Origin of the sequence: Morganella psychrotolerans, from assembly GCF_001676155.1 — a bacterium.
In the GTDB taxonomy this organism is placed as follows: domain Bacteria; phylum Pseudomonadota; class Gammaproteobacteria; order Enterobacterales; family Enterobacteriaceae; genus Morganella; species Morganella psychrotolerans.
The window spans coordinates 21,649-33,450 of sequence record NZ_LZEW01000023.1 but is presented as its reverse complement, the minus strand read 5'-3'; the positions used below and the strand labels follow the sequence as shown (position 1 = coordinate 33,450).

The following is an 11,802-nucleotide window of genomic DNA, read 5'->3' as shown; positions in this document are numbered from 1 at the left end:
CATTGATAATTCCTGTCTGTTTGCTACAAATAAGCCTCCACTGAAAGGAGGCTTAACGATGTCGGTACTGGTTTCAGATTATACGCGCGGTAAATTGCTGCGCTGTTTTACCGCTTTGGGTCCGTACATCCGTGAACCACAGTGTCAGGACGGACACTACTTTTTCGACTGTCTGGCAGTGTGTGTCAACGCCGATGCCGCCCCGGAAAAACGGGAGTTTTATGGCTGGTGGCTTATTCTCACCCCGCAGGAGCAGGGCTTTGTATCTGAATACCGCCTCGGGATATTTGATAAAGCCGGTCACTGGCAGGAAAATAAACTGTCCCGTAAAGAGACGCATGATACGGTCTGTAAAACACTGACGACTTTTCATCCCCGTCTGCGGGCAGTTCTCTGTGAGCTGGGTCTGACACTCACTCCGTCACCGGAAACGCCTCCCCCCGTTAAATTGCCGGAATAATTTCCGGATCTGCGTTATGCCTGTTGGCATAGCGCGCATCACCTGTTAAAACAGATCATCTTTTCTTATCCCGCTAAATAATGGTAGAACGCAATGAATAGCAGCCAAACGCTGGTTGTAAAACTGGGCACGAGTGTGCTGACCGGTGGATCACGACATTTAAATCAGGCACGGATTGTTGAATTAGTCCGCCAGTGTGCTCAGCAATATGAAAAAGGGCACCGTATTATTATTGTGACCTCCGGGGCGATTGCCGCGGGTCGTGAACATCTCGGTTACCCCGAACTCCCCGCCACCATTGCGTCCAAACAGTTGCTTGCGGCGGTCGGGCAGAGCCGCCTTATCCAGTTATGGGAGCGGCTTTTCTCTATTTACGGGATAAACATCGGGCAGATGCTTCTGACCCGGGCTGATATGGAAGATCGCGAGCGTTTTCTCAATGCCCGCGATACACTGACCGCGCTGCTGGATAACGGAATTGTGCCGGTTATCAATGAAAACGATGCGGTGGCAACGGCTGAAATCAAAGTCGGTGATAATGACAACCTCTCTGCGCTGGCAGCTATTTTAGGCGGAGCGGATAAGCTTCTGCTGCTGACCGACATTGAAGGGCTGTATACCGCTGATCCGCGCAGTAACCCTGATGCCACGCTTATCTCTGAAGTCCATGAAATCAGTGATGAGTTACGCGGTGTGGCAGGCGACAGTGTCACCGGTCTGGGCACCGGCGGCATGGCGACCAAACTTCAGGCGGCGACTGTCGCGGGTCGTGCGGGTATTGATGTCATTATTGCCGCAGGCGATCGCGCCGGTGTGATTTGTGATGTTATTGATGATGTTCCTGTCGGCACCCGTTTCTTCGGTAAAAAAACGCCGATGGAAGCCCGCAAACAATGGATCTTCGGCGCACCGCCGGCCGGGGAAATTATTGTCGATGACGGTGCGGAAACGGCACTGAAAGATAATGGCAGCTCGCTGTTACCAAAAGGTATTAAAACCGTAAACGGGAATTTCTCCCGTGGTGAGGTTGTCCGTATCCGCACATTAAGCGGGCGGGATCTTGCTCACGGCGTCAGCCGTTATAACAGTGATGCGCTGCGCCTGATTGCAGGACGCCATTCACAGGAAATCAACACTATTTTAGGCTATGAATACGGCTCAGTGGCTGTTCATCGCGACGATATGATTGTCAGTTAAGGATATAACCGTATGTTAGAACAAACAGGAAAATCGGCGCAGGCTGCGTCCCGGGTGCTGGCTCAGCTTTCAGGAAAACAAAAAAATCAGGCGCTGACCCGCATTGCTGATCTTCTGGAGCAAAACAGTGCGCCTATCCTTGCTGCCAACAAGATTGATATTGCCAACGCGCGTGAACAGGGCACATCAGAGGCGATGCTGGACAGGCTGCTGCTGACACAGGCGCGTCTGGAAAGTATTGCGGCCGATGTGCGCAAAGTTTGCCTGCTGGCAGATCCGGTCGGTGAAGTTATCGACGGCGGCGTGCTTGACAGCGGGCTGCGCCTTGAGCGCCGCCGCATGCCACTCGGCGTGGTCGCGGTAATTTATGAGGCCCGTCCGAATGTCACTGTCGATGTCGCGTCTTTGTGTCTGAAAACCGGCAATGCCGTTATTCTGCGCGGCGGCAAAGAAACGCATAATACTAATGTGGCGACAGTCCGCGTGATTCAGCAGGCACTCAGTGAGTGCGGGCTGCCGGCTGCGGCAATTCAGGCGATCGACGATCCTGATCGCGCGCTGGTCACGGAATTACTGAAGATGGATCGCTACGTGGATATTCTGATCCCGCGCGGCGGTGCCGGATTGCACCGCCTGTGCCGCGAACAATCAACTATTCCGGTGATCACCGGCGGGATTGGTGTGTGTCATATTTTTGTGGATGAGAGTGCGGATTTACACAAAGCGCTGCCGGTCATCGAAAATGCCAAAGTGCAGCGCCCGGGGGTATGTAATGCAGTAGAAACATTACTGGTGCATGAAAAAATTGCCGCTGAGTTTTTACCGCTGCTGAGTGAAAAAATGGCGGCGAATGGCGTCACACTGCATGCCTGTCCGCTATCTCTGCCACTGCTGAAAAACGGTGCAGCGAAAGCTCTCGCCGTGACAGACGTGCAGTTATCAGATGAGTGGTTGTCACTGGATCTGAATGTGGTGGTGGTTGCGGATATTGACAGTGCGATTGACCATATCCGTCATTACGGCACACAGCATTCAGAATCGATCCTGACACAATCGATGTCACAGGCGGATTATTTTGTGGCAGGCATTGATTCATCTGCTGTATATGTCAATGCCAGTACGCGCTTCACCGATGGCGGTCAGTTTGGTCTGGGCGCAGAGGTTGCGGTCAGTACCCAGAAACTGCATGCGCGCGGGCCTATGGGGCTGACGGCACTGACGACGTACAAATGGATTGGCATCGGCGACCATACGATCCGTTCATAATACGGCGTGGTGGTATTGATATCGTCAATGACACAGATGAATGCATCAACAGCATCTGCGGATGAGCGGATGCTGCTTTTGCTTTCAGTCTGAGTACGCTATGATAGGTCATTGTAATTTACACTTATGTAAAATATTTTGAACGCCTGGCGGGGTAAACCGGATACTTATGAATCATCAGGATAAAAAACCGATTATTTATCTTATCGGTGCCCGCGGAGCAGGTAAAACGACGCTGGGTAAACCGTTATCACAGGCACTACTGTACGATTTTATTGACACAGATGCGCGCGTGACGCAGCTGTGTCAGATGTCTATCGCTGAACTGGTTGAGCGCTCCGGCTGGGATCGTTTTCGTGAACTGGAAAGTGATGTACTGCGACAGGTCAGTCAGCCGCAGCACCTTGTTTCAACCGGCGGCGGCATTGTAATGGCACCGGAAAACCGGACCTTTATGCAATCAACCGGCTGGGTTGTGTACCTGCGCGCCACGGCTGAAGTCCTGGCTGAACGTTTGTCACACACACCACAGGCGCATCAGCGCCCGAGCCTGACAGGCAAGTGCATTGTCGGGGAAATGGCGGAAGTTCTGCAAAAACGCGAACCGCTTTATCTGGAATGTGCTGATATTGTCGTCGATGCCACCCGTCCTATCCCTGAGCTTATTGACCACATCTGCAACCGTATTCAAACCGCGGCATAATATTTATCGGCAGAGCGATTAGCGATAAGTGATAAGTCCCGAAGAAATGATATTTTACTTAGTTCTGTCAGCCGGTTAATCAATCCGGTGTGGTATTATTGTGAAATCTGCCGCCTGAATCATTAGCGGAACAATAAATACACAGGGAATTCAGTATGTTGATGAATGTGTTACGTGCGTTGCTTCGCGGATTATTCCGCATTCGTGTCACCGGTGACCTGAGTAATCTTAATCAACCACGAAGTGTTATCACCCCGAATCATGCTTCTTTTATTGATGGTGTTCTGCTGGGGCTTTTTTTACCTACCCGCCCGGTGTTCGCGATGTACACCAATTACGCCACACCTCTCCTGATCCGCTGTTTAAAACCCATTGCTGACATTGTGCCGGTTGATCCGCGTAACCCGCTGGCATTGAGGCATTTGATCCGCGAAATAGAAAAAGGCCGTCAGATTGTGATTTTCCCGGAAGGTCGGGTGACTATCACGGATTCCCTGATGAAAATCTATGATGGCGCGGCGTTTGTCGCTGCCAAAACCGGCGCAAAAATAATCCCGGTGCGGATAGACGGCGCGGAACTGACGTATTTAAGTCGGATGCGTAAGGTCATCAAAACCCATTTTTTCCCGAAAATTACCATTCATATTCTGCCGGCTACGGAAATCCCGATGCCGGTTGCCCCGCGTGCCGCTGAACGCCGCCGTCTGGCGGGTGAGCTTTTGCGGGATATTATGATGGAGGCACGTATGGCGTGCCGTCCTTCACTGACACTACCGCAGGCGTTTCTGGGTGCCGTCAATCGCTACGGGCGTTTTCAGCTGTGTATTGATGACATCAATTTCAGTGAAGACAGTTATCAGGGATTATTAAAAAAATCCCTCGGGTTGAGCTGCATTATCAGCCACTGTACAACCGAAGGGGAGCGGACAGGCTTCCTGTTACCGAACGCGACCGTCATGGCGGCAGCTATTCTCGGGGCATCGATGCGCCGCCGGGTGCCGGCGTTATTAAATTATACCGCCGGTGTTTCCGGGCTGCGTAATGCCATGAAAGCGGCGGGGATAAAAACGATTATTACATCGCGCCAGTTTCTGGAGAAAGGCAAGTTAATGCATCTGCCGGAGCAACTGACAGAGGCAAACTGGATCTATCTGGAAGAGGCAAAACAGGCGGTTACCCTGAAAGACAAATTGTGGGTAATGAAATCGCTGGTGATACCAAAATCGGCATTATTACCGCAGAAACCGGAAGATGATGCATTGATCCTCTTTACCTCCGGCTCAGAAGGAACGCCGAAAGGGGTGGTACACAGCCATGATTCTCTGCTGACAAATGTGGAGCAGATTAAGACGGTAGCTGACTTTACGCCGAAAGATCGTTTTATGTCCGCACTGCCGCTGTTTCATGCCTTTGGTCTGACCGCCGGGCTGTTTACACCGTTATTGTGTGGCTGCCGGATCTTTCTTTATCCCAGCCCGCTGCATTACCGGATGGTGCCGGAATTGATTTATGATCAGAATTGTACTGTTCTTTTCGGCACATCCACGTTTCTGACAAATTACGCCCGCTTTGCGCATCCTTATGATTTTACCCGTGTCCGTTATGTCATTGCCGGGGCTGAAAAATTAGCAGAAGCCACAAAACAGGTCTGGCAGGAAAAATTCGGTGTGCGCATTCTTGAAGGCTACGGGGTGACTGAATGTGCGCCGGTTGTGTCTATTAATACGCCGATGGCAGCCCGCTCCGGTACGGTCGGACGTCTGGTTCCGGGGATGGAGTCCCGTCTTCTGCCGGTTGCCGGTATTGAGCACGGCGGATTGTTACAGGTGCGCGGACCAAATGTGATGAAAGGCTATCTGCGGGTGGAAGCGCCCGGGCGGATTGAACCACCTGCGGCTGAAAATGCACAGGGTGAGAGACAGACAGGTTGGTATGATACCGGTGATATTGTCAGTATTGATGCAGACGGGTTTATTACTATCCGCGGCCGTGTAAAACGCTTTGCCAAACTTGCCGGGGAAATGATCTCACTGGAAAGTGTTGAGCAACTGGCACTGAGTGTCTCACCCGGACAACAGCACGCGGTTGTCACCAGACCGGATTTGAAACGCGGTGAAGCACTGGTGATGTTTACCACAGACAGTGCGTTGGATCGCGCGCAACTATTGGCGCAGGCGAAAGCAAAAGGATTACCTGAACTGGCGGTTCCGAGGGATATCCGTTATATCGGGCAACTGCCGGTGCTCGGCAGCGGAAAACCGGATTTTGTGACGCTCAAACAAATGGCATTACAGGAGCCGGAACTATGACAGCATCAGCCCCGTTACTGAATAGAGGCATGAAAGCCGTTTTAGCCTCACAGTTTATTTCTGCATTTGCCGATAACGCCATCTTATTTGCGATCCTCGCACAGCTCAGCGCCCGGAACTACCCGGAGTGGAGCCAGCCGATGTTGCAGATGGTTTTCGTGCTGACCTTTATTGTGCTTGCGCCGTTTGTCGGACAGATAGCGGACTGCTTCCCGAAAGGGCGGGTAATGCTGATGTCTAACGGCTGTAAGCTTATCGGCGCAATTGTTATCTGCCTCGGGTCAGATCCGTTCCTGGGCTATGCGATGGTCGGGATTGGCGCGGCGGCCTATTCACCGGCTAAATACGGGATACTCGGCGAGCTGACAACCGGCGAACAGCTTGTTAAGGCGAACGGGCTGATTGAAGCATCCACGATTGTGGCTATTTTGCTCGGTTCTGTCACCGGCGGATTTCTTTCCGATTATCACATCAGTATGGCGCTTATTCTGTGTACGGTCATGTATGCACTGGCGGCGGTTACGAACCTTTATATTCCGCGGCTTCCGCCGGCAAGAATGGCACAGAGCTGGAATCTTCATATTATGATGCGCACGTTTATCCGTGCCGTGGTTTTGCTGTGGCAGAATCAGGAGAGTCGCTTTTCTCTGACCGGCACCAGTTTATTCTGGGGGGCGGGTGTGACACTGCGCCTGATGCTGGTTTTGTGGGTACCGTCAGCGCTCGGGATCACGGGTCAAACCATGCCGACCGTGCTGAATGCGATGGTGGCAGTCGGCATTGTGGCAGGGGCAGGGCTGGCGGCGCGCTTTATCACGCTGGAAACTGTACGCCGCTGTATGCCTGCCGGGATATTGATCGGCGTAATGGTTATTATCTTTACTTTTCAGACATCTGTGGTGCCGACAAATATTACGCTTATTATGCTCGGTGTTTTCGGCGGGCTGTTTGTGGTGCCACTTAATGCGTTATTACAAAAACGCGGCAAAGAAACAGTCGGCGCGGGGAATGCTATCGCGGTACAGAACCTGGGCGAAAACGGCGCAATGCTGATTATGCTGGGGCTCTATTCGCTGGCGGTGAAAGCTGGGGTGTCTGTTGTGGTGATTGGTGCCACCTTCGGCAGCCTGTTTGCGCTGGCTATCGGCGGTTTATGGCTCTGGGATATCCGGCGTAAAAAGCAAATCTCATAACGGGAGCGACTGATGAATGACGAACAGATACTTATGCAGCGCAGCACAGAGCTGGGAAAACACCTGTCTGATGCCGGGCTGAGTGTTACCACCGCAGAGTCCTGTACCGGGGGCTGGATAGCCAAGGTCATTACAGATATTGCAGGCAGTTCCGTGTATTTTCAGCGGGGATTCGTGACTTACAGTAATGATGCCAAACACACCATGATTGGTGTGTCGGAACAGACACTGAGTGTCTCCGGCGCGGTCAGTGAAGCAGTAGTGTGTGAGATGGCTGCCGGTGCGCTGAAAACAGCAGGTGCGGATCTCGCGGTTTCCGTCAGCGGTATTGCCGGTCCTGACGGCGGCAGTGCAGACAAACCGGTCGGCACAGTCTGGTTCGGCTGGGCGTGGCACGAAAACGGTGAGCTGAAAACAGCGGCGCGCCGGCATTGTTTTCACGGCGATCGCAATGCAGTACGCTGTCAGGCGGTGCTGAAAAGCCTGGATGGATTAATCGCCATTCTGGTAAAAAAATCACTTGATACTGTATGACTATACAGTATAATCAGTTTCAACAGATTACGTTCAAACCATTTTAATAACCCGGGGGCGGTGTCTCAGGGTTGAGACGGGAGTTTACATGGCTATTGATGAAAACAAACAAAAAGCACTGGCTGCAGCCTTAGGTCAAATCGAGAAGCAATTTGGTAAAGGTTCCATTATGCGTTTGGGTGAAGACCGCTCAATGGATGTTGAAACCATCTCAACCGGTTCTCTGGCACTTGATGTCGCACTGGGTGCAGGTGGCTTACCGCTGGGGCGTATTGTTGAAATCTACGGGCCTGAATCTTCCGGTAAAACCACACTGACATTACAGGTTATTGCCGCTGCACAGCGCCAGGGTCGTATTTGCGCCTTTATTGATGCTGAGCACGCACTGGACCCGGTCTACGCGAAAAAGCTGGGCGTGGATATTGATAATCTGCTCTGTTCCCAGCCGGATACCGGTGAACAGGCACTGGAAATCTGTGATGCATTAACCCGCTCAGGCGCTGTCGATGTCATTATTGTTGACTCCGTTGCTGCACTGACACCAAAAGCCGAAATTGAAGGCGAGATTGGTGATTCTCACATGGGTCTTGCTGCCCGTATGATGAGCCAGGCAATGCGTAAGCTGGCCGGTAACCTGAAAAACTCAAATACTCTGCTGATTTTCATTAATCAGATCCGTATGAAGATTGGTGTTATGTTCGGTAACCCGGAAACCACAACCGGTGGTAACGCACTGAAGTTCTATGCCTCTGTCCGTTTAGATATCCGCCGTATCGGCGCGGTAAAAAATGGTGATGAAGTTGTCGGCAGCGAAACCCGCGTTAAAGTGGTAAAAAACAAAATTGCAGCGCCGTTTAAGCAGGCTGAATTCCAGATTATGTATGGCGAAGGGATCAACACCATGGGTGAACTGATTGACCTTGGTGTAAAACATAAACTGGTTGAAAAGGCGGGTGCTTGGTACAGCTACAACGGTGAAAAAATTGGTCAGGGTAAAGCTAATGCAACTATTTACCTGAAAGAACACCTTGCAATGGCTGAGGAACTGGATAAAAAGTTACGTGATTTACTACTAAATCATGCCGGTGAATTAAGTTCAGTGACACAAAGTTTTAGTGAAGAAACTGAAACTGAAGATGCAAATAACGAAGAAGTTTGATTAATAAAATAATACGTGCCATACATTTATTTTAATAAAATCATGCCGTTGTAAATAAAGCCACGCCCTCACGGGGTGTGGCTTTATTTTTATCTTCAGCCATACGCCTCTTTCTGACTAAAACCCCTTCCCCGGCCGAATAAATCGTGTTTGATCGAACAGACTTTCAGAAAAAGTTTATTCGCTTTACAATGGGGTCAGTGAATGGATTTATCTGGGATTTAATGTCTAAGGGAAAACGTTAAATTTCTCCCCGCCTTGATTGATCCGCAGGTTGAACCGGAGCGGCTTTACCGTCTGTTTCGCAGTTCATAAATCTTATTATTTCAGCTTGATTTCGGGATAAATATGAGCAAAAGCACCGCTGAGATCCGTCAGGCGTTTCTCGATTTTTTTCATACAAAAGGACATCAGATTGTCCAGAGCAGCTCCCTGGTACCGAATAACGATCCGACGCTGCTTTTTACTAACGCAGGGATGAACCAATTTAAAGATGTTTTCCTGGGTCTGGACAAACGTCCGTACAGCCGCGCAACCACAGCACAACGCTGTGTTCGTGCAGGCGGAAAACACAACGACCTCGAAAACGTCGGCTACACTGCACGTCACCATACCTTCTTTGAGATGCTGGGTAACTTCAGCTTCGGCGATTACTTCAAGCACGATGCTATCAATTACGCATGGGAACTGCTGACCGGCAAAGAATGGTTTAACCTGCCGAAAGAAAAACTGTGGGTTACTATTTATGCGACAGACGATGAAGCATACGAAATCTGGAACAAAGAGATAGGCGTACCGGCAGAACGTATCATCCGTATCGGCGATAACAAAGGTGCTGAATACGCATCAGATAATTTCTGGCAGATGGGTGATACCGGTCCTTGTGGTCCGTGTACTGAAATTTTCTTTGATCATGGCGACCACATCTGGGGCGGACCTCCGGGATCACCGGAAGAAGATGGTGACCGCTATATTGAGATCTGGAATATCGTCTTCATGCAGTTCAACCGCCAGTCTGACGGTACATTAGAGCCGCTGCCGAAACCGTCTGTTGATACCGGTATGGGTCTGGAGCGTATCACTGCTGTACTTCAGCATGTTAATTCCAACTATGATATCGATTTATTCCGCGCGCTGATTGCTGATGTGGCAAAAGTCACCGGAGCTGCGGATCTGACCAGCAAATCATTACGCGTGATTGCTGACCATATCCGCTCCTGTGCATTCCTGATTTGTGACGGAGTGATTCCGTCGAATGAAGGACGTGGTTATGTATTACGTCGTATCATCCGTCGTGCTGTCCGTCACGGATACATGATCGGTGCGAACGACACGTTCTTCTACAAATTGGTCGGCTCACTGATTAATGTGATGGGCGCTGCCGGTGAAGAGCTCACCCGCCAGCGTGTGACTGTCGAAAAAGTTCTGAAATCAGAAGAAGAGCAGTTTGCCCGCACCCTGGAGCGTGGTCTTCAGTTGCTGGATGATGAATTAGCCTCTCTGAAAGGGGATACTCTGAGTGGTGAAGCGGCTTTCCGCCTGTATGATACTTACGGTTTCCCGCTGGATTTAACGGCGGACGTCTGCCGTGAGCGTAACCTGAAAGTGGATGAAGCTGCATTTGAAACCGCGATGGAAGAGCAGCGCCGCCGTGCCCGTGAAAACAGCGGGTTTGGTGCAGATTATAACAGTCTGATCAAAGTGGATAAGCGCAGTGATTTCTCTGGGTATGACCACAACGAACAGGCGGCAACCATTGTTGCACTGTACAAAGAAGGCCAGCCGGTAACGGAACTCAATGCCGGAGACGAAGGCCTGGTTATTCTGGATAAAACGGCGTTTTATGCCGAATCCGGTGGTCAGGTGGGCGATACCGGTGTGCTGACTAACAATGATGCACAATTCACCGTGCTGGACACGCAGAAATACGGTCAGGCAATTGGTCATCTGGGTCGCGTGGCGCACGGAAAATTAACGGTAAATCACAAGATTACCGCTAAGATTGATGAAGAGCGCCGTAATGCTATCCGCCTGAACCACTCAGCAACGCATCTGATGCATGCTGCATTGCGTCAGGTTCTGGGTGAGCATGTGTCTCAGAAAGGCTCGCTGGTTAATGATAAATACCTGCGTTTTGACTTCTCTCACTTTGAAGCGATGACGCCGGCGCAAATCCGTCAGGTTGAAGATCTGGTGAATGCAGAGATCCGTAAAAATGAGCCGGTCACGACTGAGCTGATGGATCTTGAAGACGCGAAATCAAAAGGTGCGATGGCACTCTTTGGTGAGAAATACGACGAGCGCGTCCGTGTGCTGAGTATGGGCGACTTCTCAACTGAACTGTGTGGCGGTACACATGCCACCCGCACAGGTGATATAGGCCTGTTCCGTATCATCAGTGAATCCGCTACCGCTGCCGGTATCCGCCGGATTGAAGCTGTCACCGGTACGGGTGCGCTGGAAACAGTGTATAATCAGTCAGATGCCTTATCCTGTGTAGCACACCTGGTGAAAAGTGATGAAGCAGGTGTTGGTGAGAAAGTGAAAGCCGTACTGGATAAAATCCGTTTACTGGAAAAAGAGTTACAGCAACTCAAAGAACAGCAGGTTGCCCGGGATAGTTCATCTATGACCAAAGAAGCGGTTTCAGTTAAGGGCGTTAAGCTCCTGGTGAAACAACTGGCTGACACTGAACCTAAGATGTTACGGACGATGGTTGATGATCTGAAAAATCAATTAAGTTCTGGAATTATTGTGCTTTCAACTATCAGTGATGATAAAGTTAGCCTGATTGCAGGTGTCACAAAAGACCTGACCGGCAAAGTAAAAGCCGGCGACCTAGTTGCCTTTATTGCTGAGCAAATTGGCGGTAAAGGGGGCGGTCGTCCGGATATGGCTCAGGCCGGTGGTACCGATACTGCTGCTTTACCTGCTGCGATGGCGGGCGTTGAAAGCTGGGTAGCGTCACACCTGTAATCTGA

At 50.8% G+C, this 11,802-nt stretch carries 9 protein-coding genes; all 9 read left to right on the top strand.

Annotated features, from left to right (window positions below):
- The first annotated feature begins 58 nt into the window (after nucleotides 1-58).
- The 9 genes from crl to alaS all read left to right on the top strand — a co-directional run bounded on the left by crl (nucleotide 59) and on the right by alaS (nucleotide 11,797).
- A complete protein-coding gene (gene crl, locus AYY16_RS13265; protein ID WP_067367451.1) occupies nucleotides 59-460 on the top strand; it encodes a sigma factor-binding protein Crl in 402 nt (133 codons plus the stop codon).
- Between the two features lie 93 nt (nucleotides 461-553).
- Nucleotides 554-1,657, top strand: a complete 1,104-nt coding sequence (proB, locus tag AYY16_RS13260) for a glutamate 5-kinase (RefSeq protein ID WP_067367449.1) — start codon at nucleotides 554-556, stop codon at nucleotides 1,655-1,657.
- A gap of 12 nt (nucleotides 1,658-1,669) precedes the next feature.
- Complete coding sequence (proA, locus tag AYY16_RS13255) at nucleotides 1,670-2,923, top strand: glutamate-5-semialdehyde dehydrogenase (protein ID WP_067367446.1); 1,254 nt, start codon at nucleotides 1,670-1,672, stop codon at nucleotides 2,921-2,923.
- Between the two features lie 169 nt (nucleotides 2,924-3,092).
- Nucleotides 3,093-3,626 (top strand): shikimate kinase AroL, encoded by a 534-nt coding sequence (gene aroL, locus AYY16_RS13250; protein ID WP_067367443.1) that lies wholly within the window; start codon nucleotides 3,093-3,095, stop codon nucleotides 3,624-3,626.
- A 155-nt stretch (nucleotides 3,627-3,781) separates the two neighbouring features.
- Nucleotides 3,782-5,935 carry a bifunctional acyl-ACP--phospholipid O-acyltransferase/long-chain-fatty-acid--ACP ligase gene (gene aas / locus AYY16_RS13245; RefSeq protein WP_067367440.1) on the top strand — a complete coding sequence of 718 codons (2,154 nt, stop codon included), beginning with the start codon at nucleotides 3,782-3,784 and terminating at the stop codon, nucleotides 5,933-5,935.
- Nucleotides 5,932-7,128 (top strand): lysophospholipid transporter LplT, encoded by a 1,197-nt coding sequence (gene lplT / locus AYY16_RS13240; RefSeq protein ID WP_067367437.1) that lies wholly within the window; start codon nucleotides 5,932-5,934, stop codon nucleotides 7,126-7,128. Before aas ends, lplT begins: the two co-directional genes overlap by 4 nt.
- Before the next feature lie 12 nt (nucleotides 7,129-7,140).
- Complete coding sequence (gene pncC / locus AYY16_RS13235) at nucleotides 7,141-7,662, top strand: nicotinamide-nucleotide amidase (protein WP_067367434.1); 522 nt, start codon at nucleotides 7,141-7,143, stop codon at nucleotides 7,660-7,662.
- Nucleotides 7,663-7,750: 88 nt separating this feature from the next.
- Nucleotides 7,751-8,821, top strand: coding sequence for a recombinase RecA (recA, locus tag AYY16_RS13230; RefSeq protein ID WP_067367430.1), 1,071 nt, complete (start codon nucleotides 7,751-7,753; stop codon nucleotides 8,819-8,821).
- 348 nt (nucleotides 8,822-9,169) lie between these two features.
- Nucleotides 9,170-11,797 (top strand): alanine--tRNA ligase, encoded by a 2,628-nt coding sequence (gene alaS / locus AYY16_RS13225; protein WP_067367427.1) that lies wholly within the window; start codon nucleotides 9,170-9,172, stop codon nucleotides 11,795-11,797.
- Nucleotides 11,798-11,802: the final 5 nt, after the last annotated feature.